Origin of the sequence: Enterobacter sp. NFIX58 (assembly GCF_900110475.1) — a bacterium.
GTDB lineage: Bacteria > Pseudomonadota > Gammaproteobacteria > Enterobacterales > Enterobacteriaceae > Enterobacter > Enterobacter quasiroggenkampii.
In genome coordinates, this window is record NZ_FODW01000002.1 from 59,225 (window position 1) to 83,325 (window position 24,101).

26 protein-coding genes are annotated in these 24,101 nt (G+C 57.4%); 15 read left to right on the forward strand and 11 right to left on the reverse strand.

Annotated elements, in window-relative coordinates; translation table 11 throughout:
- Window positions 1-16: 16 nt before the first annotated feature.
- A complete protein-coding gene (locus BMW97_RS09870; RefSeq protein WP_045909283.1) occupies window positions 17-904 on the reverse strand; it encodes a LysR family transcriptional regulator in 888 nt (295 codons plus the stop codon).
- Between the two features lie 97 nt (window positions 905-1,001).
- Between BMW97_RS09870 and BMW97_RS09875 the strand changes: the two genes are divergently transcribed.
- Window positions 1,002-1,604, forward strand: a complete 603-nt coding sequence (locus BMW97_RS09875) for a short chain dehydrogenase (protein ID WP_069720367.1) — start codon at window positions 1,002-1,004, stop codon at window positions 1,602-1,604.
- Here BMW97_RS09875 and BMW97_RS09880 read toward each other — a convergent pair.
- The 7 genes from BMW97_RS09880 to BMW97_RS09910 form a co-directional block, all read right to left on the reverse strand.
- The gene (locus BMW97_RS09880) at window positions 1,598-2,332 is read right to left on the reverse strand and encodes a class I SAM-dependent methyltransferase (RefSeq protein ID WP_045909285.1); all 735 of its coding nucleotides are present in this window, start codon (window positions 2,330-2,332) and stop codon (window positions 1,598-1,600) included. The two genes, BMW97_RS09875 and BMW97_RS09880, sit on opposite strands and share 7 nt — an antisense overlap.
- A 125-nt stretch (window positions 2,333-2,457) precedes the next feature.
- Entirely contained in the window at window positions 2,458-3,837 is a 1,380-nt protein-coding gene (locus BMW97_RS09885; protein ID WP_090392705.1) for an amidohydrolase family protein, read from the reverse strand.
- Window position 3,838: 1 nt separating this feature from the next.
- Window positions 3,839-4,795, reverse strand: a complete 957-nt coding sequence (locus tag BMW97_RS09890) for a carbamate kinase family protein (protein ID WP_045909287.1) — start codon at window positions 4,793-4,795, stop codon at window positions 3,839-3,841.
- Entirely contained in the window at window positions 4,792-6,345 is a 1,554-nt protein-coding gene (locus tag BMW97_RS09895; protein ID WP_045909288.1) for a hypothetical protein, read from the reverse strand. Before BMW97_RS09895 ends, BMW97_RS09890 begins: the two co-directional genes overlap by 4 nt.
- 11 nt (window positions 6,346-6,356) lie before the next feature.
- Window positions 6,357-7,772, reverse strand: a complete 1,416-nt coding sequence (locus BMW97_RS09900; protein WP_045909289.1) for a YlbE family protein — start codon at window positions 7,770-7,772, stop codon at window positions 6,357-6,359.
- Window positions 7,772-9,313, reverse strand: a complete 1,542-nt coding sequence (fdrA, locus tag BMW97_RS09905) for an acyl-CoA synthetase FdrA (protein ID WP_045909290.1) — start codon at window positions 9,311-9,313, stop codon at window positions 7,772-7,774. The genes BMW97_RS09900 and fdrA overlap by 1 nt, the downstream gene beginning before the upstream one ends.
- A gap of 109 nt (window positions 9,314-9,422) precedes the next feature.
- Window positions 9,423-10,028: an ankyrin repeat domain-containing protein gene (locus BMW97_RS09910; RefSeq protein ID WP_045909291.1), complete on the reverse strand. Its 606-nt coding sequence runs from the start codon at window positions 10,026-10,028 to the stop codon at window positions 9,423-9,425.
- 320 nt (window positions 10,029-10,348) lie between these two features.
- Between BMW97_RS09910 and BMW97_RS09915 the strand changes: the two genes are divergently transcribed.
- On the forward strand, window positions 10,349-11,278 hold the full coding sequence (locus tag BMW97_RS09915) for a LysR substrate-binding domain-containing protein (RefSeq protein ID WP_045909292.1): 930 nt from the start codon (window positions 10,349-10,351) through the stop codon (window positions 11,276-11,278).
- On the opposite strand, the gene BMW97_RS09920 is transcribed toward BMW97_RS09915, so the two are convergent.
- Window positions 11,275-11,433, reverse strand: a complete 159-nt coding sequence (locus BMW97_RS09920) for a YqaE/Pmp3 family membrane protein (RefSeq protein WP_045909293.1) — start codon at window positions 11,431-11,433, stop codon at window positions 11,275-11,277. The genes BMW97_RS09915 and BMW97_RS09920 overlap by 4 nt on opposite strands.
- A 181-nt stretch (window positions 11,434-11,614) precedes the next feature.
- Here BMW97_RS09920 and BMW97_RS09925 point away from each other — a divergent pair, with 181 nt between their 5' ends.
- From BMW97_RS09925 to BMW97_RS09935, 3 genes are all read left to right on the forward strand, one after another.
- A complete protein-coding gene (locus BMW97_RS09925) occupies window positions 11,615-11,914 on the forward strand; it encodes an ArsR/SmtB family transcription factor (protein WP_048029255.1) in 300 nt (99 codons plus the stop codon).
- A gap of 9 nt (window positions 11,915-11,923) precedes the next feature.
- Entirely contained in the window at window positions 11,924-12,445 is a 522-nt protein-coding gene (locus BMW97_RS09930; RefSeq protein WP_090392707.1) for a rhodanese family protein, read from the forward strand.
- Window positions 12,446-12,524: 79 nt separating this feature from the next.
- Window positions 12,525-12,704, forward strand: a complete 180-nt coding sequence (locus BMW97_RS09935; RefSeq protein ID WP_045909296.1) for a hypothetical protein — start codon at window positions 12,525-12,527, stop codon at window positions 12,702-12,704.
- Between the two features lie 38 nt (window positions 12,705-12,742).
- Here BMW97_RS09935 and stpA read toward each other — a convergent pair whose 3' ends face one another.
- Window positions 12,743-13,147, reverse strand: a complete 405-nt coding sequence (gene stpA, locus BMW97_RS09940; protein WP_045909297.1) for a DNA-binding protein StpA — start codon at window positions 13,145-13,147, stop codon at window positions 12,743-12,745.
- A gap of 493 nt (window positions 13,148-13,640) precedes the next feature.
- On the opposite strand from stpA, the gene alaE reads away from it, so the two are divergent.
- Window positions 13,641-14,090, forward strand: coding sequence for an L-alanine exporter AlaE (gene alaE, locus BMW97_RS09945; RefSeq protein ID WP_023617655.1), 450 nt, complete (start codon window positions 13,641-13,643; stop codon window positions 14,088-14,090).
- Window positions 14,091-14,122: 32 nt separating this feature from the next.
- Here alaE and BMW97_RS09950 read toward each other — a convergent pair whose 3' ends face one another.
- Window positions 14,123-14,467 carry a DUF2002 family protein gene (locus BMW97_RS09950; protein ID WP_008502568.1) on the reverse strand — a complete coding sequence of 115 codons (345 nt, stop codon included), beginning with the start codon at window positions 14,465-14,467 and terminating at the stop codon, window positions 14,123-14,125.
- Window positions 14,468-14,627: 160 nt separating this feature from the next.
- Here BMW97_RS09950 and BMW97_RS09955 point away from each other — a divergent pair, with 160 nt between their 5' ends.
- The 9 genes from BMW97_RS09955 to BMW97_RS09995 all read left to right on the forward strand — a co-directional run bounded on the left by BMW97_RS09955 (window position 14,628) and on the right by BMW97_RS09995 (window position 23,896).
- On the forward strand, window positions 14,628-14,954 hold the full coding sequence (locus BMW97_RS09955; protein ID WP_008502569.1) for an ElaB/YgaM/YqjD family protein: 327 nt from the start codon (window positions 14,628-14,630) through the stop codon (window positions 14,952-14,954).
- A gap of 252 nt (window positions 14,955-15,206) precedes the next feature.
- Window positions 15,207-15,446, forward strand: a complete 240-nt coding sequence (gene nrdH / locus BMW97_RS09960; RefSeq protein ID WP_045909298.1) for a glutaredoxin-like protein NrdH — start codon at window positions 15,207-15,209, stop codon at window positions 15,444-15,446.
- Window positions 15,443-15,853 carry a class Ib ribonucleoside-diphosphate reductase assembly flavoprotein NrdI gene (nrdI, locus tag BMW97_RS09965; RefSeq protein WP_024907682.1) on the forward strand — a complete coding sequence of 137 codons (411 nt, stop codon included), beginning with the start codon at window positions 15,443-15,445 and terminating at the stop codon, window positions 15,851-15,853. Before nrdH ends, nrdI begins: the two co-directional genes overlap by 4 nt.
- On the forward strand, window positions 15,826-17,970 hold the full coding sequence (gene nrdE / locus BMW97_RS09970) for a class 1b ribonucleoside-diphosphate reductase subunit alpha (RefSeq protein ID WP_045909299.1): 2,145 nt from the start codon (window positions 15,826-15,828) through the stop codon (window positions 17,968-17,970). Before nrdI ends, nrdE begins: the two co-directional genes overlap by 28 nt.
- 9 nt (window positions 17,971-17,979) lie before the next feature.
- Window positions 17,980-18,939 (forward strand): class 1b ribonucleoside-diphosphate reductase subunit beta, encoded by a 960-nt coding sequence (gene nrdF / locus BMW97_RS09975; protein WP_045909300.1) that lies wholly within the window; start codon window positions 17,980-17,982, stop codon window positions 18,937-18,939.
- Between the two features lie 330 nt (window positions 18,940-19,269).
- Window positions 19,270-20,472 (forward strand): glycine betaine/L-proline ABC transporter ATP-binding protein ProV, encoded by a 1,203-nt coding sequence (gene proV, locus BMW97_RS09980; protein WP_008502574.1) that lies wholly within the window; start codon window positions 19,270-19,272, stop codon window positions 20,470-20,472.
- A complete protein-coding gene (gene proW, locus BMW97_RS09985) occupies window positions 20,465-21,529 on the forward strand; it encodes a glycine betaine/L-proline ABC transporter permease ProW (RefSeq protein WP_008502575.1) in 1,065 nt (354 codons plus the stop codon). Before proV ends, proW begins: the two co-directional genes overlap by 8 nt.
- 9 nt (window positions 21,530-21,538) lie before the next feature.
- Window positions 21,539-22,534 carry a glycine betaine/L-proline ABC transporter substrate-binding protein ProX gene (proX, locus tag BMW97_RS09990; protein ID WP_045909301.1) on the forward strand — a complete coding sequence of 332 codons (996 nt, stop codon included), beginning with the start codon at window positions 21,539-21,541 and terminating at the stop codon, window positions 22,532-22,534.
- Between the two features lie 177 nt (window positions 22,535-22,711).
- The gene (locus BMW97_RS09995) at window positions 22,712-23,896 is read left to right on the forward strand and encodes an MFS transporter (RefSeq protein ID WP_045909302.1); all 1,185 of its coding nucleotides are present in this window, start codon (window positions 22,712-22,714) and stop codon (window positions 23,894-23,896) included.
- Window positions 23,897-24,101 lie beyond the last annotated feature (205 nt).

The window sequence follows — 24,101 nt, forward strand, 5'->3', positions numbered from 1 at the left end:
TGCTTACCTTCTGTTTTTATAGTGTGCTCAATCTTAGCAGAATATGGGCGATAAATTCCGTCAGCTTAGGCAGCGGCCGCAAATCCTGACGCCACAATAAATGCACCGGCCTCGGCGCGGGCGTGAACGGCTCCAGCACCCGCACCAGCCTGCCGCTTGCCAGCTCTTCCGCCACCAGCACTTCCGGTTGCAGCAATAGCCCCGCCCCGGCTCGCGCCGCCATGCGTAAGCCGTAGCCGTCGTTACACCGTAATACGGCATCCCGTTTCCAGCGCACCTCCCCTTCCACGCCCGGCAGCCGCCACTCGTTGCGTGCCGTCCACACCGTGTGCGAAAGACAGAGATGATCCACCAGATCGTCTGGCGTTTGCGGCGTGCCGTGTCGCGCTAAATAGTCCGGCGCGGCGCAGATCACCATGTTGTAGGGGCACAGGTATTTCGCCACCAGATCGTCGTTGCGAACGTCACCAATGCGAATGGCCAGATCGACGCCCTCCTCCACCAGATCGACCATTCGGTTGGTGAGATCCAACTCGATGCGTACCTCCGGATAGCGCTGTAAAAAGGTTGCCGTCAGCGGGGCTATCACGCAGCCGCCAAACGACGTGGGCGCCGTGACGCGCAGGGTGCCAGACGGCGCGGCGCGCAGCCGTTCAACCGCGCTTTCGGCAATCACGACCTGCTCCAGCACCCGCTTCGCCTCGTCGAAGTAGACGCGTCCGGCATCCGTCAGGCTCTGGCGGCGCGTGTTACGCTCCAGCAGGCGGGTGCCAAGCTGGGATTCCAGCAGCGCAACGTACTTCCCCACCATTACCGCCGACATCTCCAGCCGCGCCGCCGCACCGGTGAAGCTGCCGCTTTCCACCACGGCAATAAACGTCTCCATGCTGCGGAGCTTATCCATATTCCAAACCTCTGGTTAGCAATCTTCTAACTTTAGCCCAGTTTATCCGCATTTTAATTTATTAAAGAATGAAGGCTCACAACAGAAGGAGTCAGCTATGAAAATCGTCATTATTGGTGCCAGCGGTACGGTCGGTCGTGCGGTAACGGAAGAGCTGAGTCGTCGCCACGAGGTCATCCGCGTCGGTCGCACGCAGGGCGACGAGCAGGTGGATATCACCTCGCAGTCAAGCGTTCAGGCGCTGTTCGAGAAAATCGGCCAGGTGGATGCGATTGTGTCCGCCAGCGGTGGCCTCTATTTCGGCCCGCTCGCGACCATGAAAGACAGCGACTTTAACCAGGGACTGCAGGATAAGCTGCTGGGGCAGGTGCGCCTGGCGCTGACCGGCCAGCACTACCTGAATGAAGGCGGCTCGATTACGTTGATAAGCGGGATCGTGGCACACGAGCCGATTGCGCAGGGCGTAAACGCCACCACGGTGAATGCCGCGCTGGAAGGGTTTGTTCGCGCGGCAGCCTGCGAACTACCGCGCGGGATCCGCATCAACCTGATCAGCCCGACGGTGCTCACCGAATCGGTCGACACGTACGATGGCTTCTTCCCGGGCTTCGAAAGCGTGCCTGCCGCCACAGTGGCGCAAGCCTATCGTCGCAGCGTGGAAGGCGTGCAGACCGGGCGCGTATACAAGGTCGGCTACTGATCCTTGCGGGCGGCGATCAGCACCAGCATCGGGCGCTCCGCCTCCTCGGCCAGCGCGGGCCAGGCGTCAATCTGCGCCTGCGTTGGTCCCCACTCGTTGACGTTGCTTATCGTTAATCCGGCCTTGATCAGCGCGTTAAGCGTGGTGCCCAGCGTGCGGTGGTATTTGATCACCCCGTCTGCCAGCCAGTTGCTGACACGCTGGCCTTCGTCCTGATAATGATTCACGCCCCAGAACCGCTCGCCGTTATCGTCGGTCAGCCAGCCCTGACGCGAGGCGCAGGTGTAAATCGGGTGTTCCATCGAAAAGACCAGGCAGCCGCCGGGTTTGAGCGCGCGCTGAACCTTCGCAAACAGGGTATCCAGCTCCGGCAGGTAGTGCAGCGCCAGCGAGCTGTAGACCAGATCGACGCTGGTTTCGTCGAGGCTGAGAGAGTCCAGATCGCTACGCTGATAGTGAATCAGTGGGTCCGCGGTAAGCTCCGCTGCGCGGGCGAGCATCTTTTCTGAGATATCGATCCCCGTGACGTGAGCAGCACCCAGCTCGCGCGCGGCGCGGCAGAACCAGCCGTAGCCGCAGCCGAGATCGACAACCGATTTGCCGGTTAAATCGGGCAGCAGGCTTTTCAGCGCGGGCCACTCCGGCGCGCCGTCCAGCCCCTGCACCGAGCGCGGAAGCTGGGCGTAGCCTTCAAAAAACGCCGGGTTGTCGTAGATGTTTTGTGCCATGGCAGATCCCTCTTTAAGAATGTGCACAGCAGTATACTGCATTGTCGGGTGGCGGCTTCGCCTTACCCGACCTACAAAATCTCCGAACCGTAGGCCGGGTAAGCGCAGCGCCACCCGGCTCGCTTTTAGCCCACCGTACCCCAGACCAGATTTCCTTTATGGAACGTTGCGGTACGCGGGGAAATGCGCGCCACGGCTTCGGCGGAACAGGAGGCGTCCACCAGCACAAAGCTGGCGTCATCCTGCGCTTTCGGCCACACGCGCTCCCCTTTGTCGTTCAGCGGCAGCACGTCGCCGGTCGCAATCCCCAGCGCGCGGGAGAGCGTCTGCTCGTTCGGGCGGATGTAGAGCTGGGCGTAAAGATTGGCTTTCTCCAGCATGTCCCCCAGACCGTACGGCGACCAGTGGTCGATCACGCTGTCGGTGCCGGTCATCACAAACACGCCCTTGTCCCGCAGCTGCTTCAGCGGCATATGCAGGGTGCCAATCGGCACGGTCGAAGCGATGGTCACCTGCTGCGCCGCCATGCGGGTGGCGATCTCATCCACCTGCTGTTCGTTGAGCGTCGCCAGCGCGAAGGCGTGGCTGATGGTGAGTTTCCCCTTCAGCGCCGGCGTTTTCTCCACGGTTTCGACCATGTAGTTCACCGCCGCCACGCCCGCAGGGCTGGTTTCGTGCAGGTGAATGTCCACCCCTTTGTCGTAGTCCAGCGCAATCTGGAACATCAGATCGAGAGATTTCTCCATCGCGCCGTCAACGTTGGTTGGATCCAGCCCGCCCACGTAGTGCGCCCCGGCCTGCATCGCCTCGCGCATCAGCTTTTCAGAATTCGACAGCAGCAGCCCGTGCTGCGGGAAGGCGACGATTTCGCAGTCAAAACCAGGTTTGCGGCGCGCCAGGACCGCCTGCAAATTTTCCAGGTTTTTCAGACCGGAAACCGGCTCAATGTTGCAGTGGCTGCGGGCGATGGTGGAGCCTTTCGACTGGATCAGGTCGATCAGCTTTTCCGCACGCTCCTGGGTGTAGGGCTGCAGCTCAGGCAACAGCTTCTGTTCCAGGCGGATCATATCCTGAATCGTGGTGCCCGCCGGGCGGTTGAGCGATCGCCACGGGCCGCCGTAGAAGGTTTTATCCAGGTGGATGTGCATGTCGCGCATTGCCGGGAGCATCAGCTTGTTGCCCGCATCGTAGTGCGGCAGCGTGGCGTCGGCGTGGCGCTTGTTGTCGTGCAGGGCGACGATCTTCCCGTCCTTGATCTCCAGCGTTTTCAGCTCGGTACGGGTGCTCGTCGCCACGCCGCCGTGGAAGTTAAACCCGGCTTCGAGCAGCACGTTGTCCAGATAGTAATGTTTCGCGGTGATATTCATAGATTTACCGGTCTCGCAGAGTGGCTTTGCGGAGTCAGCAGCATACGCGACGGATCCGGTCGCACCAAACAGCGCGCAGGCGGTCACCATTTTGCCGCTCTGGCTGATAAACTCGCGGCGGCTTTTGTTTTCACTCATCTTATCTTCCTTCATTCACAATATGGGTACCGGTTTCCCCGCGCAGCGCGGCGGGCAGGCAGTCTGGCGAGGTGATGATCACCCGCTTGCCACCGTGGTGTAAAAATTCCAGCGAGGCGACGATTTTGGGCAGCATGCTGCCCGCCGGGAAATGACCTTCTTCCCTGTAGCGCGTCATCTCCGCTACGTTGACGGTGTCCAGCGCCTGCTGGTTTGGCTTGCCGAAGTTGACGCACACCTTCTCCACGCCGGTAGTAATCACCAGCACGTCGGCGTGGATCTCGCGTGCCAGCAGCGCGGTGGAGAGATCTTTATCAATCACCGCGTCGACGCTCTGGTAATCGCCCTGCGCCGAGCGCACCACGGGAATACCGCCGCCGCCCGCGCCGATCACCACAAACCCTTTTTGCGTCAGGGTCTTGATCGCATCGGCCTCGACAATGCGCAGCGGCTGCGGAGAGGCCACCACGCGACGATATCCCCGGCCCGAATCCTCAACAAAGTGCCAGTCCGGGTGCGCGCGCTGCAGTTCGTCGCGCTGCGCCTCGCTGAAGAACGCGCCGATCGGTTTCGTCGGGTGCGTAAAACCGGGATCGTTTTTATCCACTTCCACCTGCGTGACGACCGTAACTGCTTTTTGCTCCCCGCGCGCGGCCAGGCGGTTGTTCAGCGCCTGCTGGATCAGGTAGCCGATGCCGCCCTGGGTGTCCGCCACGCAGTTTGCCAGCGGCGTCAGGGGAAGCCCCTCCCGCTCGTGGGCAATTTCAGCTCGGCGCAGATCCAGCCCCACCTGAGGGCCGTTGCCGTGGGTAAGCACGATGTCATAGTCGGAGGCCAGCATTTCGAGCACGGACTCTGCCACCGCTTTAACCGCCTGCGCCTGATGTTCAACCGACTGGCTGGCGTTGTCTTTGATAATGCTGTTGCCGCCAATGGCGACGACCATAAGCTCTTTCATACGTGCTCCTTCGCAACAGTACCCGGCTCAGCGCTCGCCGCTTCACGGCTATCCAGCACATGCTTCACCACAAACATGCCGCCCATCATCAGATACGCAGTGACGAACATCAGCGAACGGCCTTCGGCAAAGCCCACGACCGGAGCGTGGATCACCCCGAACAGCGCCAGCAGCGCCCCGCCCGCCGCAGCCACAGCACCGCGCAGCGGTTTGTTGATGATGGCGAAAATGGCGATACAGCCCCACAGCATGCTGGCGAGCGGTGCCCCGTTCCCCAGATGGACTAATCCTTCGTAGTAGATCCCTTTGCTGTGCAGCACGTCGGTACCGATGTTGGCGGCATTGGTGCCCGCCGCGCCCATCACGCTGTTCATCATGGTCAGCGCCCAGTTGGCGATCCACGGGAACAGACAGATGAAGATCACGGGCACTTCCACCTTCGGCGTTTCCCTCACCACCTGGTTGGCGGTGACCACGCCGATAAACACCAGAATCGGCACGATGGCAGTCATCGGAATGATGGCGAGCATAAACGCCCCCAGCCCGAACAGCGGCACGATGAACATGGTCACGCCGGAAGCCAGCGTGTAGCCGATGCTCGCGCCCATCGCTTTCCAGCCGGGATGGCCGACGTAAACCGTCACCGGGAACGGGTTCCCCATGAGGCAGCCGAGCATGGAGGCCAGACCGTTTGCCAGCATGACTTTACGCGTCGGGTATTCATCCCCCGCCGCGTGGGCGCTTTCGATGTTCTCCAGGTCAAAGATGTAGTTCGCCAGACCCAGCGGTACGGCAGAGGCGAGATACGGCAGCGCGTGCGGCAGCCCCTGCAGGAAACCTTCCACGTGCACCTGCGGCGGGTTAAAGCCGAAGGATGACATGGAAGCTTTAATCGCCTCCGGGCTCTGCAGGCCGGAGATCCACGCCAGGGCCGTGCCGGCAATCAGCAGCAGCAATCCGGTTGGGATGCGGGCAAAGATCGGCTTTTTACCGAACCAGTTGATGAAAATCAGCAGCAGCACGATAAACGACACGGTCGGCGCCTCGAACGCCTGCAGCATCGGGTTCATCGCCAGCAGCAGCAGACCCAAACCGGACAGGCACGACAGCAGCACGGTACGCGGGATCATCTTGCGGATGGTTTCCCCTAAAAACGAGCCGCCCGCCAGGATCATCGCCTCCACGAAGCACCACACGAGGCCAATCTGGATGGCGAACTCCGCATCACCGGTCTGCTGATAGACCGGCATCAGCACCAGGAAGGTCACGGTAAAAATAGACGGCGCGCTGGGGCCGGACGGCAGCGCGGTGACGTCCGTGCGCCCGGTCTGGCGCGCCATCTGCATGCCAAACCAGGCGTAGCAAATACTCGCGGTCAGCACCGCCAGCCCGAAGGCTGGCGCAATGCGTCCATAAACAATCTCCTTCGGGATGCCGACGACAAAAATGAGCAACCCCATCATGGTCAGCAAATTGGTCAGGTTGTTGGTCATCAACCCGAAATACGCCGCCCAGTCACCTCTTTTCCACTCCAGTTTCATGTTTTTCATGGATGCATGCCTTATAAAAAGTAGCGATCGCGGAAGGTCAACAGCGCCTTTTCAAAACAGCTAAACGGCGGGTGAACGATGCCCGCCCCAATCATGCCGATGCCCGCGTCTTTGTGCGCAATAGCGGTGTTAATCACCGGCAGAATGCCGCTGCCAGCGACTCTGGTGATGTCGATGGCGGTCGGGATCCCCATAAACGAGAGCAGCGGAATGGTGACGTTCGGGTTTTCGCCGAGGGTGATTTCGCGCATCTGGCGGGAGAAGTCGATAGCTTCCTCCACCGTGCCGCCCACCAGCGCAACGATTGCCGGGGCCGTCGCCATCGCAAAGCCGCCGATGCCGTAGGTTTCGGTGATGGCGCTGTCGCCGATATCCAGCCCGGAGTCTTCCGGCTTATAGCCCGCGAACATCGGGCCGATCACCTGCTGCGCCGGGCCGGTGAACCACTGCCCCGGCAGGCCGGAAATGCGCAGGCCAAACTCGTAGCCGTTGCGCGCCATGGTGGTAACCACGGTGCTGTACTCAATCCCGTGAGCGGCGTCCAGCGCGGCTTTACACATCGCCATCCACGTCGGGCCGGAGAAGTAGTCGCTGCTGGCGACAAACTCGAACACCTCGCGCTGCTGCTCAACCGGATAGCCCGCCTGGATCAGCCCCGGGGTCAGCGCCTGGATCAGCAGCGTGGTGCCCGCATTGTTGCGGTTGTGGCACTCATCGCCCATGTGCAGCGCCTGGGCCAGCATCAGGCGCAGGTCGATTTCGCCGATAATCTTCATCGCGTCGCGCAGCATCGGGCCGAGCACATCGCGCATCCAGTTCAGGCGGTCGATGACGCTCTGGTCGTTGGCGCCCATGCGCAGGATCTTCGCCATCTGCTCGCTGAGGTTGGTGAAGGCGCGGTTGCCGTAGGTTTTGTTCTCAACAATGTGCATAAACATCGACGCGGAGGTGACGCCCGCCATGGAGCCCACGCAGTCATGCTCGTGGCACGGCGAGAAGGTGATCACGCCGGAGGCGGCAAGCCGTGCCGCGTCGTCCAGATCTTTCGCCAGCCCTTCAAACACCAGCGCACCGGTGACCGCGCCTTTCATCGCGCCGCACATGTTTTCCCAGGAGACAGGGGGACCAGCGTGCAGAATGGTGGTGCAGGTCATCCCCGGCACAACGTTAATCGCCTGGTCATAGCCCACCAGCACCGGATGGGACTGGATAATGCGCTCAAGCGCGATTTGGTTGGCGGCGGCGATCTTCTCCGCCAGCAATTTTTCCGCCAGCTGATCCAGCGCTTCAACGACCTGCATATTGCCCTGCCCCGGCGGCGTCCAGTCGAGCTGGGTCACGGGAACGTGCTGCTTTTTAAGATCGTCGCTGAACATCGCGATACCCACGTTAATGACGTTCAGCGGCTGGTTAAATAAGGTGGTCATTATGCGTTCTCTCCTTTGCAGACAAATTCGCGTGCCAGTAATCCGGTATTGGTGCTGCTGCTGGCCCAGATGACGCCTGCGTCGGTCAGCATCTGGCACTGCTGTGCCAGCGACTGCGGATCCTGATCGGTGCCGAGCACGTATCCGAGGATCTCAAGCGGACGGTTATCGGCCTTCGCGATGGCCTGCGCCTCTTTGATCGCCTCGATCATCACCCCTACCGGATCCTCGTGCGCACCAAAGCCCAGCACAAAATCCATCACGATGACGCCCACTTCCGGATCGCGCGCCTCCTGAAGCAGTCGGCTGATGCGGTTGGTCGGGTCGATCATCGGATGCGGCTTGCCGTTGGTGAAATCGTCGTCGCCAAAGTCGAGGAAGGTGTGAGCTTTACTGACGCTGACGTCCGGCAGGCGTTTAGCGGGATCCGGCTGGATATTGCTGTACACGTCGTCGAACTTCTCCAGCGCGGCAAACATCGCTTCGTCGCACAGAGTGCCGCCGCAGAACAGGCCGCGAATGTACTTCTGCTGCGGGGTCAGGCGGGCGCGCACCTCTTCAATCAATGGCCAGTTGAGCGGGTGCAGATCAAGGGACTCTTTTTTGATGCCGGTGAGCAGAACGGCCTTCAGCGCCGCCTCTTTGGTGCCGCGCGCAAACTGCAGTCCGTCCTCATCGGCGGGCGGTTCATTGCGCCCGAGGAAGCAAACAACCACCGGCTTGCGGCAGGCTCTGGCGCGGGCCAGCACCTTTTCTGCCACGGCAGGAGCCGCTGGTTTGGAGATCAGCGCGATAACCTGGGTGCCCTCGTCGACTTCCAGCATGTCGATGGCGTCCAGCATCATCAGGCCGCCAATTTTCTCGCTGAGATCGCGCCCGCCGGTGCCAATCAACTGCGACACGCCGCCGCCGAATTCGTGGATGCGCACGCTCAGCTCCTGGCTGCCGGTGCCGGATGCGCCGACGATGCCAATCGGTCCGCGACGCACCGCGTTGGCGAAGCACAGTCCCGCGCCGTTGATGATGGCGGTGCCGCAGTCCGGCCCCATCATCAGCAGTCCTTTCTGGTGCGCCAGTTGCTTCAGCGCCAGCTCGTCGTCGAGCGAGACGTTATCGGAGAAGAGCATCACGTTGAGATCGTTTTCCAGCGCCTGACGCGCCTCGCGGGCGGCAAAGGTGCCGTTGACGGAAATCACCGCGAGGTTGCTCTCCGGGCGATGGGTTTTGGCGCTGGCAATCGTCGCGTAGCGCGCTTCATGGGAGCCCGTGCTCTCTTTACGCGTGAACAGCGCTTCAATAGCGGCCAGCGTTTCATCATTCGCCGCGTCACCTTTAATGACGATCATCAGGTCGCCGTTTTTCGCCTCATTTAATTCCGGCGTTAACAGCCCGAGGTTTTTTAATACGCCCTTATTCATTTCCGTTGCCATGGCGACAAAGGCCTGTTCAACGCCCGGCAATTTATTGGCTTTAGTGGAAACGGACATTAATGACACGGAGTCAAAATAGGTGTTCTTTTTTATGACAATTTTCGTTGGCATTATTTTCTCCTGAAAGCGGATAAAAGGGGGCCGCCGTCGTGCACAATGCACGTCGGTAAAAAATGCTTTATTTAATTAGCGGCCAGCCGGGACGGGCTGACCGATTGTTTTACGCGCCCGCCGCCAGCAGCAGGTCGGCAATCTCAGTGAAGCCTTTCTCCCGCGCCAGTTCGAGCGGGGTTTTGCCGTATTTGTCGGTCATATGCGGGTTCGCGCCGTGATCCAGTAACAGCTTCACAATCTCTTGCTGTTTCGCACCGCCGTCGTTTAACACAATGGCTTCCAGCAGCGGCGTCCAGCCGACAAAGTTGGTGTGGTTAACGTTGATATCGGTTTTTTCCAGCAGCTCGCGCACGATCTCCACGTGCCCTTTTTCACTGGCAGGCGTAATGCCCACGCCGCCAAAACGCGTCAGGCGGTCGAGATCCGGATTCGCGGGTAATACCAGCCGCAGGAGGGTTAAATCATTGGTCAGGCAGCTAATGAGGAAAGGGTTAAAGCAGGTCTGATCCTGTTTATCAATATCTGCCCCGGCGGCAATTAAAAATTCTACGCAGGAATAGTGTTTTTTCAGGCTGGCAATCGTAACGGCGGTTCTTTTCTGGCGGTTAGTGGCGTTAATATCCACGCCTTTCTCCAGACAGGCTTTTAGCTCATCGCTATTGCCCTCTTCTGCCGCCAGCAGAAATTCCGTAACCAGTTCAGTTGCAGACATATTCAGACTCCCGATGTTTTTCTTTCTGTTGACCTGAGAATAGCAACAGCCTGGTCATAAAAGAATCCGCTTAAAAATGATTCATCGACAGTCAATTCATTGTTGAGTTAAATTCAACAGTTCGGTCAAAACGTGCGTCTGTGCAACCTTTTTCTTATGTTTAACCGCTTTTTAGCGCGTCAAAACGCATTATGCTTATGTCTGATAAAGCCTTATGCACCAGGGCTTTCGGCAAAGCGTCAGAACTGTGATCGGCTTCAAATGCGTTGTAACAGCGTTGTTAAAATATGTTCAAAACTGATGTCTGACGGAGCCGTGATATGAATTCCATCTTTACCGAAGAGAACCTGCTGGCCTTCACCACCGCCGCCCGCTTTGGCAGCTTCAGCAAAGCCGCCGCCGAACTGGGCGTCACCACCTCCGCCATCAGCTACACCATTAAGCGCATGGAGACCGGGCTGGACGTGGTGCTGTTCGTGCGTAACACGCGCAGCATTGAGCTGACCGAGTCCGGCTTTTACTTTTACCGCAAAGCCACCGACCTGCTTAACGACTTTCACGCCATCAAGCGCGGGATTGATACCATCTCACAGGGCATCGAGGCGCGGGTACGCATCTGTATCAACCAGCTGTTGTATACGCCGCGCCATACCGCGCGGCTGCTGCAGGTGCTGAAAAAGCAGTTTCCCACCTGCCAGATCACCGTCACCACCGAAGTCTATAACGGCGTATGGGACTCCATCATCAACAACCAGGCCAATATCGCCATTGGCGCACCGGACACGCTGCTCGACGGCGGCGGAATTGACTACACCGAGATCGGCGCCATTCGCTGGGTGTTCGCCATCGCGCCGGCGCACCCGCTGGCGTTCGTTCCGGAACCGATAGCGGAAAGCCAGCTGCGCCTGTACCCCAACATCATGGTGGAAGATACCGCGCACACCATTAACAAGAAGGTGGGCTGGCTGCTACACGGACAGGAGGCGATTCTGGTGCCGGACTTTAATACCAAATGCCAGTGTCAGATTCTGGGCGAAGGGATAGGTTTTTTACCGGAGTATATGGCGCGGGAAGCGGTGGAAGACGGGCTGCTGGTGACGCGGCGTATCAATAACCCGCGTCAGGATTCTCGCATGCTGCTCGCCACGCAGCATGCCGCGACCGGCCAGGTCACGCGCTGGATCAAACAGCAGTTTGGCCCCCAGGGCGTACTGACCGGGATCTACAGCGACTTACTCTGGCGTGCTTAGCTCTTACTCTGAACCCAGAAAGCGTGGATAAGACCCGGGATGTAGCCCAGCAGCGTCAGAATAATGTTGATAATAAACGCCCAGCCGAAACCTTTGCCCAACAGCACGCCCAGCGGCGGCAACAGGATGGTAAAAACAATACGCCAAAAACCCATATCAAAACTCCGTGCAAGCTAATCCATTGAAAATAATAAAGAGAACTATCTCTAAGCATAGCCAGTTTACCTGTCTGCGCCAGTTCTCTCCCCCGCGTTTACCCTCTTTTACGCTTTTGACGCTGGCGTAATGCGCACAATTACTTTAGCATTAACTTAATTAAGCAAGTACTAAACTATCATGACCGAACTCGAACAGCTTCAGGCCAGCGCAGAGCAGGCCGCAAACCTTTTAAAAGCGATGAGCAATCCGCGTCGCCTGCTGATCCTCTGCACGCTGTGCGGCGCCCCCGGCACCAGCGCGGGGGAACTGGCCCGCGCGACGGGGCTGAGCCCTTCCGCCACGTCGCAGCATCTGGCGCGCATGCGTGAGGAAGGTCTGATTGACAGTACCCGCGAGGCGCAGCGCATTCGCTATTTCATTAAAAACGATGCGGTGCATCAGCTCATCAGCACCCTGAAAACCCTTTATTGCCCGTAAGGAGCCGCCATGTCACTTCCCCTTATTTCGCCGCGCGAGGCCAGCGCCCGCATCACTGAAGGTGCAAAGCTGATTGATATTCGTGATGCCGACGAGTACGCCCGCGAGCATATTCCCGCCGCGCAGTCCATGCCGCTGGATACCTTACCCGGTGGACTTAAAACGCACGCGGGCGAAACGGTGATTTTTCACTGCCAGTCTGGCGCCCGCACCTCAGGCAATGCCGATCGCCTTGCGCAGGCCGCCGCCCCCGCTCAGGCACTGGTGGTCGAAGGGGGCATTCAGGGCTGGAAGCAGGCGGGTCTGCAGACTGTCGAAGACAAAACCCAGCCGCTGCCGCTGATGCGTCAGGTGCAAATTGCCGCCGGGCTGCTCATTCTCTGCGGCGTGGTGCTGGGCTATAGCGTCTCCGACGGCTTTTTCCTGCTCAGCGGCTTCGTAGGAGCCGGGCTGCTGTTCGCCGGTGTGACCGGTTTTTGCGGCATGGCGAGGCTGCTCAAGGTGATGCCCTGGAACCGTCGTACCTCATAAGCAGTAATCGCTGAAATACGCTGTACCCGCCGTCATACGTGGGCTAAGGTGAAGATCGCTAAAACGATGAGGAGGTAATATGTTTTCTGTCGGTGATTATGTACAACCGCGTAAAGGCGGCCCGAAGCTGAAAGTGCTTGAAGTGAACGGTGAAAGCGTTGTGGCGGTACAGGCCAGCAATGAGCAAGGCGAGAAATATACCCTGAAAGCGGCCGATCTGGCGCCGTATACTGAAGACGGTGATTTCGGCGTCTGCTGAAAAAATGCCGGGCGGCGTGTTCCGCCCGGTTTACCTGTTTAGATTAGAAAATCTTCCAGTGATTTGCCGTTTGCCAGCGCGCTGGCAATAGGCTTCGGCGTGCGGCCCTGGCCGGTCCACGTTTTCTCTTCACCGTTCTGGTCAATAAAGCGATATTTGGCATCACGCGGCTTGCGCTTTTTCACTGGCTTACCCGCCTGCCCCAGTTCAGAGCCCAGCAGATCGGTCGGTGAAATACCATCGGCTTTCATTCGTTCCAGCAGGGCATTAATTTTCTCCTGCTGTTCAGCCCGCTGCTGCTCTAATTCCGCCAGCTCACTACGTTTCTCTTCAGTAACGACCCTGACCTTTTCCAGCATTTCCTCAAGAACGTCCAGGGATAATTCGCGTGCCATGGCGCGCAGAGTTCGGATATTATTAAGATTCTGTAACGTCAAAGACATATTATTTGAAAACCTTCTCTTTAGGGTAAATAGATAAATCACCGACAGAATAATTCATTTCCGCTGAAATATCTACCCGCGGGCGTCCCGGCCAATGGCGTAAATATGTTTTACTGCCACCCTTAATATTATCTTATAACGCCAGTGGGATACGCATGGATTCAATCACCCCATCAATATAAATGGTCATCCTTAATCAAAATTTCAGCATCCTGCGCTGTCCAAAAGCGGGTTGACGCCCTCGTCAGTGCGAAGAGATACAACTCACTGATTTACATTAACAAATCATCACACGAGACACATTATAACGAAGCGAACAAAAAACCATCAATTTTAGAGAATTTTGTGGACAAAACGCGTTTAAATAAAAATTAATCACTAGTTGTTAGTTCAAACATAGAGATATACGCTATACACGTCAAACAAACCAACCTAAAGCACTAATCGCTTAGGGAAAATCGTTTCTTTTGTGTTCTTCTCAAGGAGTTCAGACATGTTCTCACCGCAATCACGCCTTCGCCATGCAGTGGCGGATACTTTCGCGATGGTTGTCTACTGTTCCGTTGTGAACATGCTGATCGAAATATTCCTCTCCGGAATGACCTTCGAGCAGTCACTTTCTTCTCGTCTGGTGGCGATCCCGGTCAATATTATTATTGCATGGCCTTACGGCTTATACCGCGATGCCGTCATGCGTTTCGCACGTCGTATCAGCCCCGCAGGCTGGGTGAAAAACCTGGCGGACGTTCTGGCCTATGTGACGTTCCAGTCGCCGGTTTATGTGGCTATTCTGCTGACGGTTGGCGCGGACTGGCACCAGATCGCTGCGGCGGTCAGTTCGAATATTGTAATTTCAATGCTGATGGGGGCGGTGTATGGCTATTTCCTCGACTACTGTCGCCGCCTGTTTAAGGTCAGCCAGTACAGCCAGGCAAAAGCGTGATGTGAAGCGACTGGCGCACGCCAGTCGCAAATTTACTGTACGTCGCCAAACAGTCCCTTCAAAAACCGTTCCAGCGCCATACGCGAGCTGAAACCATGCGGAATACCATAATGCTCATGCGTCTCTCCGCCTAAATAGAGCGGAAATTGCTGATAGTGATCGCAGGTTTTAATATCCGAGGCAGGCTCAGCAAATGACAGGCTTCTGTCTTTAAGCGTGGGGTGAATAATGAGAGCGGTACGTCCCATTCTTGCTTCACGATTAACGTAAACATAATTCTCGCCACGGCGATATCCATACGCTTTTGGCGTCACCTCATCCATGGTGAATCCCTCTTTTTCAAGAACGCGCGCCACCTCATCAGGTCGTAAATACATATCTTTTCCTCGTTATCTTTTCCTGCCCGGCAACCTTACAGTATTCAGCATTAGCAGGGCTTTCAGAATAGTCCATAAACTGCCGGATAACGCGTGATGCGCTTCAGATATTAAATTTCTGAACTAAACTGAACGGGAACGCAAAATTACGGAGGATCGTATGTTTAACAGACCGAACCGAAACGATATTAATGACGATGCGCAGGATATTCGTAATGATGTCAGCCAATTAGCGGACACGCTGGAAGAGGTGCTGAAATCCTGGGGAAGTGACGCGAAGGACGAAGCGGATGCCGCAAAACGTAAGGCTCAGTCTCTGCTCCGTGAAACCCGCGCGCGCTTAAACGGCCGCACGCGTACGACACAGGCTGCCTGCGATGCGGTCAGCTGCGCAACGACCTTCGTGCGCGAGAAGCCGCTCTGTACGCTCGGCACGGTAGCGGCAGTCGGTATCTTTGTGGGCGCTCTGCTTAGCCTGCGCAAATAACCCGCTCACGCACCGTTATCTGCCCCGGTGGTCAGTGGCTGCCGGGGCTTTTCTTTGCCTTCTCGGCTTTAAAACCCGTATAGCCTGCCCTGCCCCGCTGAGCTCATCATCGGGACAACATCAATCTGAATTTCCCATATCTTGTATGGTTGAAACTTAAGACAACTACATCTAGTATTCCTTTTAGCAAGACACACACAACCTGACGCGATGATTCGCGCCGTTCTCTCATTTTAAATGGAAATACGAATCATGAGCATTATTATTTACACTCGTAACGATTGTGTTCAGTGCCACGCAACTAAACGGGCGATGGAAAGCCGCGGCGTGGCGTTTGAGATGGTGAATATTGACCAGCAGCCCGAGGCCGCCGATACCCTTCGCGCGCAGGGTTTCCGTCAGCTTCCGGTGGTGGTGGCTGGGGAGACCAGCTGGTCTGGCTTCCGCCCGGACATGATCAACCGCATCGCCACTCAGGCCGCACGGGCATGAGCAGATTGGTGTTCTTCTCCAGCAGCTCGGAAAACACGCTCCGTTTTATTGAGCGCGTCGGGCTGCCTGCGGTGCGCATTCCGCTTAACGAGCGGGAGCGGATCCGGGTAGAGGAACCTTACATTCTGGTGGTGCCCAGCTATGGCGGAGGCGGCACGGCGGGCGCAGTGCCTCGCCAGGTGATCCGCTTTCTGAACGATCCTCATAACCGGGAGCTGATCCGCGGCGTCATTGCGGCGGGGAATCGCAATTTCGGCGACGCCTTTGGCCGCGCCGGAGATGTCATCTCTCAAAAATGCGGCGTGCCGTATCTCTATCGCTTTGAGCTGATGGGGACGCAGCAGGACGTCGAAAACGTGCGTAAAGGAGTGAACGAATTTTGGCAACGACAACCGCAGAACGGGTAATGCAGGCGACGCCGGATTACCACGCATTAAACGCGATGCTTAACCTCTATGACCGGGAGGGACGCATTCAGTTTGATAAAGACCGTGAGGCGGTGGACGCCTTTTTTGCCGCCCACGTGCGGCCCAACAGCGTGACCTTTACGAGCCAGGATGAACGTCTCGACCACCTGGTTAACGAGGGTTACTACGATGCGCGCGTCCTCACCCGCTACGAACGCGCCTTCATCGTGAAGCTGTTTGAACGCGCCCACGCCAGCGGCTTTCGTTTCCAGACGTTCCTTGGCGCGTGGAAGTTCTACACCAGCTACACCCTGAAAAGCTTTGACGGTAAGCGCTACTTAGAAAGCTTTGAAGATCGCGTGGTGATGGTCGCGCTGACCCTGGCGCAGGGCGATGAAGCGCTGGCGCAACAGCTCACCGACGAGATCCTCTCCGGCCGCTTCCAGCCCGCCACGCCCACCTTTCTCAACTGCGGCAAAGCCCAGCGCGGTGAGCTGGTCTCCTGCTTCCTGCTGCGTATCGAAGATAACATGGAATCGATTGGCCGCGCGGTGAACTCGGCGCTGCAGCTTTCCAAACGCGGCGGCGGGGTGGCGTTTTTGCTCTCTAACCTGCGCGAAGCGGGCGCGCCGATCAAGCGCATCGAAAACCAGTCCTCAGGCGTGATCCCGGTGATGAAGATGCTGGAGGATGCGTTCTCCTATGCTAACCAGCTTGGCGCGCGCCAGGGCGCGGGAGCGGTTTATCTGCACGCGCACCACCCCGACATTCTGCGTTTCCTCGATACCAAGCGCGAAAACGCCGACGAAAAAATCCGTATAAAAACCCTGTCGCTTGGCGTGGTGATCCCGGATATCACCTTTAAACTGGCCAAAGAGAATGCCGAGATGGCGCTCTTCTCGCCGTATGACGTTGAGCGAATCTATGGCAAAGCTTTTGGCGACGTGGCCATCAGCGAACTTTATGACGTGCTGGTAGCCGACGAGCGCATTCGCAAAAAATATATCAACGCCCGCGATTTCTTCCAGACGCTTGCCGAAATTCAGTTTGAGTCCGGCTATCCGTACATCATGTACGAAGATACGGTAAACCGCGCGAACCCGATTGCCGGGCGCATCAACATGAGCAACCTGTGCTCGGAGATTTTGCAGGTCAACAGCGCGTCCGGCTATGACGAGAATCTGGACTATGCGGAGATCGGCAAAGACATCTCCTGCAACCTCGGGTCGCTGAATATCGCCCACACCATGGATTCACCCGACTTTGGCCGCACGATAGAAACCGCCATTCGCGGGCTGACGGCGGTGTCGGACATGAGCCACATCCGCAGCGTGCCGTCCATCGAGGCGGGCAACGCCGCGTCGCACGCTATCGGGCTGGGGCAGATGAACCTCCACGGCTATCTGGCGCGGGAGGGCATCGCCTACGGCAGTCCGGAAGGGCTGGACTTCACCAACCTCTATTTTTACACCGTCACCTGGCACGCGCTGCATACCTCGATGATGCTGGCGCGCGAGCGCAACCAGCGTTTCGCGGGCTTTGAGCAGTCCCGCTACGCCAGCGGGGCGTATTTTAGCCCGTATCTTGAAGACGACTGGCAGCCGAAAACCGAAAAAGTACGCGAACTGTTTGCTCGCGCCGGAATTGTGTTACCGACGCGCGCGATGTGGCAGCAGTTGCGTGATGACGTGATGCGCTACGGCATCTACAACCAGAACCTGCAGGCCGTACCGCCAACCGGCTCGATCTCCTACATCAATCACGCCACGTCGAGCATTCACCCGATCGTGTCGAAAATTGAAATTCGCAAAGAAGGCAAAACCGGACGCGTTTACTACCCTGCCCCGTTTATGACCAATGAGAACCTGGCTTTGTACCAGGACGCGTATGAGATCGGCCCGGAAAAAATCATCGATACCTACGCCGAGGCGACGAAACACGTGGACCAGGGACTCTCGCTGACGCTGTTCTTCCCGGATACCGCCACCACGCGGGACATCAACAAATCGCAGATCTACGCCTGGAAAAAAGGTATCAAGACGCTCTACTACATTCGCCTGCGCCAGCTTGCGCTGGAAGGCACCGAAATTGAAGGCTGCGTGTCCTGCGCGCTGTAAGGAGAAAGGATGAAACTGTCACGCGTGAGTGCCGTTAACTGGAACAAAATCCAGGACGATAAAGACCTGGAGGTATGGAACCGCCTGACCAGCAACTTCTGGCTGCCAGAAAAGGTCCCGCTCTCCAACGATATTCCGGCCTGGCAAACCCTGAGCCACGCCGAGCAGCAGCTGACGATCCGCGTCTTTACCGGCCTGACGCTGCTCGACACCATTCAAAATACCGTCGGCGCACCGGCTCTGATGAGTGACGCGCTGACGCCGCACGAAGAGGCGGTGATGTCGAACATCAGCTTTATGGAGGCGGTGCACGCCCGCTCCTACAGTTCGATTTTCTCCACGCTGTGCCAGACCAAAGACGTGGACGCGGCCTACGCATGGAGTGAAGCAAGCGAGTCACTACAGAGAAAGGCGGAGCTGGTGCTGACGTATTATCGGAACGACGAGCCGCTGAAGAAGAAGATCGCCAGCGTGTTTCTGGAATCCTTCCTCTTCTATTCTGGCTTCTGGCTGCCCATGTACTGGTCGAGCCGGGGCAAGCTCACCAACACCGCCGATTTGATTCGTCTCATCATTCGTGATGAAGCGGTGCACGGGTATTACATCGGCTATAAGTATCAGAAAGGGCTGGAAAAGGTCAGCGACGCGGAGCGAGAGGAGCTCAAAGGGTTTGCGCTTGATTTGCTGATGGATCTGTACGACAACGAGCTGAGCTATACCGAAGAACTCTACGCTGGTACCAGCTGGGAGGAAGACGTGAAGGCCTTCCTCTGCTACAACGCCAACAAGGCGCTGATGAACCTGGGTTACGAGGCGCTTTTCCCACCGGAGATGGCGGAGGTGAACCCGGCGATTCTGTCCGCGCTGTCGCCCAACGCCGACGAAAACCACGATTTCTTCTCCGGGTCGGGTTCATCGTACGTGATGGGCAAAGCGGTGGAAACTGAGGATGAAGACTGGGATTTTTAATGAACGTTAACGTTCGTTAATTTAATATAAACCCAACAATTTCCTCTCTAATATTTACAAAGCAACTACACTGTCATTTCTGCGTCATATTCGCCTGAATCACCCGATTCAGGCGAAATTCTCCTGCGCCACAGCAAAAAATTGAGAAAAATTCAGATCACGCTCAGCCCTTTACTCATGGGAAATACAGCCGTTTCGCTTCCCTGAAAATTCACGTCATAAGCAAACCCAGGGTTGTCTCAGATTCTCAGTATGTTAGGGTTATGCCCGTTAACAATTTACCATGGTAATCATATCGACATAAACAAATAACAGGACACTCTCTATTGCATGGCAATTAAATTAGAAGTGAAAAATCTTTATAAAGTATTTGGCGAGCATCCGCAGCGCGCATTCAAATATATTGAGAAAGGCCTTTCGAAAGAGCAAATTCTGGAAAAAACCGGGCTATCGCTTGGCGTTAAAGACGCCAGTCTGGCCATTGAAGAAGGCGAGATTTTTGTCATCATGGGATTATCCGGTTCGGGTAAATCCACTATGGTTCGCCTTCTCAATCGCCTGATTGAACCCACCCGCGGACAGGTACTGATTGACGGCGTGGATATCGCCAGAATATCAGACGCCGAGCTTCGCGAGGTGCGCAGAAAGAAGATTGCGATGGTATTCCAGTCATTCGCGCTGATGCCGCACATGACGGTACTGGATAATACCGCCTTCGGCATGGAATTAGCCGGCACGCCTGCGCAGGAACGTCAGGAAAAAGCCCTTGATGCCCTGCGTCAGGTAGGGCTGGAAAATTATGCGCATGCGTACCCGGATGAACTTTCCGGCGGTATGCGTCAGCGCGTGGGATTAGCCCGCGCATTAGCCATTAATCCAGACATTTTATTAATGGACGAAGCTTTCTCCGCCCTCGATCCGTTAATTCGCACCGAGATGCAGGATGAGCTGGTAAAATTACAGGCGAAACATCAGCGAACCATTGTCTTTATTTCCCACGATTTGGATGAAGCCATGCGTATTGGCGACCGTATTGCCATTATGCAAAACGGTGAAGTGGTGCAGGTCGGCACGCCGGATGAAATACTCAATAATCCGGCGAATGATTATGTCCGCACCTTCTTCCGCGGCGTGGATATTAGCCAGGTCTTTAGCGCCAAAGATATTGCCCGTCGAACGCCAAACGGCATTATTCGTAAAACCCCAGGCTTCGGCCCGCGCTCGGCGCTTAAGCTGCTGCAGGACGAAGACCGTGAATACGGTTATTTGGTTGAACGCGGCAATAAATTTGTCGGCGTTGTCTCCATCGACTCTCTGAAAACCGCGCTCAGCGAAAACCAGGGCATCGATGCGGCGTTGATTGACGCTCCGCTTGCCGTGGACGCCGAAACGCCGCTCAGCGAGTTGCTCTCTCACGTAGGGCAGGCGCCGTGCGCCGTGCCGGTCGTGGGTGAGGAACAACAGTACGTCGGCATCATCTCAAAGCGGATGCTGCTGCAGGCTTTAGATCGCGAGGGGGCAAACAATGGCTGACCAAACTAACCCGTGGGGTACCACTGAAGCGGCGGATAACGCTGCGCAATCCGCCGACGCGTGGGGTTCCACGCCAGCCCCCGCCGACGGCGGCGGCGCGGCAGACTGGCTGAACAGCGCCCCCGCGCCTGCGCCAGAACACTTCAACATCATGGACCCGTTCCATAAAACGCTGATCCCGCTGGACAGCTGGGTCACGGAGGGGATCGACTGGGTGGTGACGCACTTCCGCCCGGTGTTCCAGGGGATCCGCATCCCGGTGGATTACATCCTGAACGGCTTCCAGCAGCTGATGCTGGGCATGCCGGCACCGGTGGCGATTATCCTGTTCTCCCTGATCGCCTGGCAGTTTGGCAGCGCCGGCATGGGTGTCGCCACGCTGATTTCGCTGATTGCCATCGGCGCGATTGGGGCCTGGTCGCAGGCGATGATCACCCTGGCGCTGGTGCTGACCGCCCTGCTCTTCTGCATCGTCATCGGCCTGCCGATGGGGATCTGGCTGGCGCGCAGCCCGCGGGCAGCGAAGATTATCCGTCCGCTGCTGGATGCAATGCAGACCACCCCGGCGTTCGTCTATCTGGTGCCGATTGTCATGCTGTTCGGCATCGGCAACGTGCCGGGCGTGGTGGTCACCATTATCTTCGCCCTGCCGCCGATTATTCGTCTGACCATTCTCGGGATCAACCAGGTGCCTGCGGACCTGATCGAAGCGTCACGCTCGTTCGGTGCCAGCCCGCGCCAGATGCTGTTTAAGGTTCAGCTCCCGCTGGCCATGCCAACCATCATGGCGGGCGTTAACCAGACGCTGATGCTGGCCCTGTCGATGGTGGTGATTGCCTCGATGATCGCCGTTGGCGGTCTCGGTCAGATGGTGCTGCGCGGCATTGGCCGTCTCGACATGGGGCTGGCCACCGTCGGCGGCGTCGGGATCGTGATCCTCGCCATTATTCTTGACCGCCTGACCCAGGCCGTCGGTCGTGATTCACGCAGTCGCGGCAACCGTCGCTGGTATTCCACCGGCCCTGTCGGGTTACTCACCCGCCCCTTTAGAAAATAAGGAACAACGATGCGACATAACGTCCTTTTTGCCACAGCGTTTGCCACCCTTGTCTCCACCAGCACGTTCGCGGCTGATCTGCCGGGCAAAGGCATTACCGTGCAGCCGGTGCAGAGCACCATTTCGGAAGAGAGCTTCCAGACCCTGATCGTCAGCCGCGCGCTGGAAAAACTCGGCTACACGGTTAACACGCCGAGCGAAGTGGATTACAACGTGGGCTATACCTCGATTGCCTCCGGTGACGCCACCTTCACCGCCGTGAACTGGCAGCCGTTGCACGACGACATGTATGCCGCCGCCGGTGGCGACAAGAAATTCTACCGTGAAGGCACCTTTGTCACCGGCGCGGCGCAGGGATATCTGATCGACAAGAAAACCGCCGACCAGTACCACATCACCAATATCGAACAGCTGAAGGATCCGAAGATCGCCAAACTGTTCGACACCAACGGTGACGGCAAGGCCGACATGATGGGCTGCTCGCCGGGCTGGGGCTGCGAAGCGGTGATTAACCACCAGAACAAGGCCTTTGATCTGGCGAAAACGGTCGACGTGAGCCACGGCAACTATTCTGCGATGATGGCCGACACCATTGCCCGCTTCAAAGAGGGTAAACCGGTGATTTACTACACCTGGACGCCATACTGGGTGAGCGACGTGCTGAAGCCGGGGAAAGACGTGGTGTGGCTGCAGGTGCCGTTCTCCTCCCTGCCGGGCGAGCAGAAAGATATCGACACCAAACTGCCGAACGGCATGAACTACGGCTTCCCGGTGAACACCATGCATATCGTGGCGAACAAAGCCTGGGCCGAGAAAAACCCGGCCGCGGCGAAGCTGTTCTCGGTGATGAAGCTGCCGCTGGCGGACATCAACGCCCAGAACGCGATGATGCACGCGGGTAAATCGTCTGAGGCAGATGTCAAAGGCCACGTCGACGGCTGGATCAAAGCCCACCAGCAGCAGTTTGACGGCTGGGTGAAAGAGGCGCTTGAGGTGCAGAAGTAAAAAACAAAACCCTACCCCTCACCCTAACCCTCTCCCTAACCCTCTCCCTAAAGGGGAGAGGACTGGGGTGAGGGGCTAACCGCACAAACACACACATAACAATCCCCCAACATTCACAATCATTCGCTATTATGGTTTCCGGAAAAATAATCACTTAACTAACGATTCCTGAAACCAATGACAAAAACAGCTCAAGGGCTTAGCCCCGCACTCATTCTTTTAATGTCCGTGGCCACGGGTCTGGCCGTCGCCAGCAACTATTACGCGCAACCTCTTCTCGACACCATCGCCCGCGCGTTTGACCTTTCCGCCAGTTCAGCAGGCTTTATTGTCACCGCAGCCCAGCTCGGTTATGCCGCCGGGCTGCTGTTCCTGGTGCCGCTCGGCGATATGTTTGAACGCCGAATGCTGATCGTCTCCATGACCCTGCTGGCCGCCGGTGGGATGCTGATCACCGCCAGCAGCCAGTCGCTGACGATGATGATTATCGGTACCGCGCTGACGGGTTTGTTCTCCGTGGTCGCGCAAATCCTGGTTCCGCTCGCGGCGACCCTCGCCTCCCCGGAAAAACGCGGCAAGGTGGTGGGCACCATCATGAGCGGCCTGCTGCTGGGGATTTTGCTGGCGCGTACCGTTGCCGGGCTGCTGGCAAGCCTCGGCGGCTGGCGCACCGTATACTGGGTGGCGAGCGTGCTGATGGTCGTCATGGCGCTGGCACTGTGGCGCGGGCTGCCAAAAGTGAAGCAGGAAAATCACCTGAACTACCCGCAGCTGCTGGCCTCCGTTTTCAGCCTGTTCACCCAGGATAAACTTCTGCGCACCCGCGCCCTGCTGGGCTGCTTCACCTTCGCCAACTTCAGCATTCTGTGGACGTCGATGGCGTTTCTGCTGGCCGCGCCGCCGTTCAATTATTCCGAAGGGGTGATTGGCCTGTTCGGTCTGGCCGGTGCCGCAGGCGCACTGGGCGCACGTCCCGCAGGAGGGCTGGCCGACAAGGGCAAATCTCACCTGACCACCTCCGCGGGGCTGATATTACTCCTGCTCTCCTGGGCGGCAATCTGGTATGGGCACGTCTCGGTGCTGGCGCTGATCGTCGGTATCCTGGTGCTCGATCTCACCGTGCAGGGCGTTCACATCACCAATCAGACCGTCATCTATCGCGTGAAGCCAGAGGCGCGTAACCGCCTGACGGCCGGGTACATGACCAGCTACTTCATTGGCGGCGCGGCGGGCTCGCTCATTTCCGCCTCGGCATGGCAGCATGCCGGCTGGTCAGGGGTGTGTGCGATCGGCGCCATCGTCGCCACGCTTAACCTGCTAGTATGGTGGCGCGGCTACCATCGTCAGGATGCAATTCATTAAGTTTTACATTGCGTTGGCCTCTTAGGGTGTTAAGAGGCCCTTCACTCTGTTAATGTAAACGTAATCATTTATCCCAGAAATTTTAATGTGGGTGACATATTTACAATTGGCATGAATAGTTCAGACCCCCGTCCTCACATCCTCTCTTCAGCGGGTTCACACCCTACGCTTTCTGTGCTCACCGGGTCACGGACTTACCCGGCGC

Coding starts and splice junctions, on each gene's coding strand:
- BMW97_RS09880 (WP_045909285.1), bottom strand. CDS start 2,332: ATGGCACAAAACATCTACGACAACCCGGCGTTTTTTGAAGGCTACGCC.
- BMW97_RS09925 (WP_048029255.1), top strand. CDS start 11,615: ATGACCGAACTCGAACAGCTTCAGGCCAGCGCAGAGCAGGCCGCAAAC.
- BMW97_RS09995 (WP_045909302.1), top strand. CDS start 22,712: ATGACAAAAACAGCTCAAGGGCTTAGCCCCGCACTCATTCTTTTAATG.
- BMW97_RS09915 (WP_045909292.1), top strand. CDS start 10,349: ATGAATTCCATCTTTACCGAAGAGAACCTGCTGGCCTTCACCACCGCC.
- proW (WP_008502575.1), top strand. CDS start 20,465: ATGGCTGACCAAACTAACCCGTGGGGTACCACTGAAGCGGCGGATAAC.
- proX (WP_045909301.1), top strand. CDS start 21,539: ATGCGACATAACGTCCTTTTTGCCACAGCGTTTGCCACCCTTGTCTCC.
- proV (WP_008502574.1), top strand. CDS start 19,270: ATGGCAATTAAATTAGAAGTGAAAAATCTTTATAAAGTATTTGGCGAG.
- BMW97_RS09935 (WP_045909296.1), top strand. CDS start 12,525: ATGTTTTCTGTCGGTGATTATGTACAACCGCGTAAAGGCGGCCCGAAG.
- BMW97_RS09875 (WP_069720367.1), top strand. CDS start 1,002: ATGAAAATCGTCATTATTGGTGCCAGCGGTACGGTCGGTCGTGCGGTA.
- BMW97_RS09870 (WP_045909283.1), bottom strand. CDS start 904: ATGGATAAGCTCCGCAGCATGGAGACGTTTATTGCCGTGGTGGAAAGC.
- nrdH (WP_045909298.1), top strand. CDS start 15,207: ATGAGCATTATTATTTACACTCGTAACGATTGTGTTCAGTGCCACGCA.
- alaE (WP_023617655.1), top strand. CDS start 13,641: ATGTTCTCACCGCAATCACGCCTTCGCCATGCAGTGGCGGATACTTTC.
- BMW97_RS09900 (WP_045909289.1), bottom strand. CDS start 7,772: ATGACCACCTTATTTAACCAGCCGCTGAACGTCATTAACGTGGGTATC.
- BMW97_RS09910 (WP_045909291.1), bottom strand. CDS start 10,028: ATGTCTGCAACTGAACTGGTTACGGAATTTCTGCTGGCGGCAGAAGAG.
- BMW97_RS09890 (WP_045909287.1), bottom strand. CDS start 4,795: ATGAAAGAGCTTATGGTCGTCGCCATTGGCGGCAACAGCATTATCAAA.
- fdrA (WP_045909290.1), bottom strand. CDS start 9,313: ATGCCAACGAAAATTGTCATAAAAAAGAACACCTATTTTGACTCCGTG.
- stpA (WP_045909297.1), bottom strand. CDS start 13,147: ATGTCTTTGACGTTACAGAATCTTAATAATATCCGAACTCTGCGCGCC.
- BMW97_RS09920 (WP_045909293.1), bottom strand. CDS start 11,433: ATGGGTTTTTGGCGTATTGTTTTTACCATCCTGTTGCCGCCGCTGGGC.
- BMW97_RS09950 (WP_008502568.1), bottom strand. CDS start 14,467: ATGTATTTACGACCTGATGAGGTGGCGCGCGTTCTTGAAAAAGAGGGA.
- BMW97_RS09885 (WP_090392705.1), bottom strand. CDS start 3,837: ATGAGTGAAAACAAAAGCCGCCGCGAGTTTATCAGCCAGAGCGGCAAA.
- BMW97_RS09895 (WP_045909288.1), bottom strand. CDS start 6,345: ATGAAAAACATGAAACTGGAGTGGAAAAGAGGTGACTGGGCGGCGTAT.
- BMW97_RS09955 (WP_008502569.1), top strand. CDS start 14,628: ATGTTTAACAGACCGAACCGAAACGATATTAATGACGATGCGCAGGAT.
- nrdF (WP_045909300.1), top strand. CDS start 17,980: ATGAAACTGTCACGCGTGAGTGCCGTTAACTGGAACAAAATCCAGGAC.
- BMW97_RS09930 (WP_090392707.1), top strand. CDS start 11,924: ATGTCACTTCCCCTTATTTCGCCGCGCGAGGCCAGCGCCCGCATCACT.
- nrdI (WP_024907682.1), top strand. CDS start 15,443: ATGAGCAGATTGGTGTTCTTCTCCAGCAGCTCGGAAAACACGCTCCGT.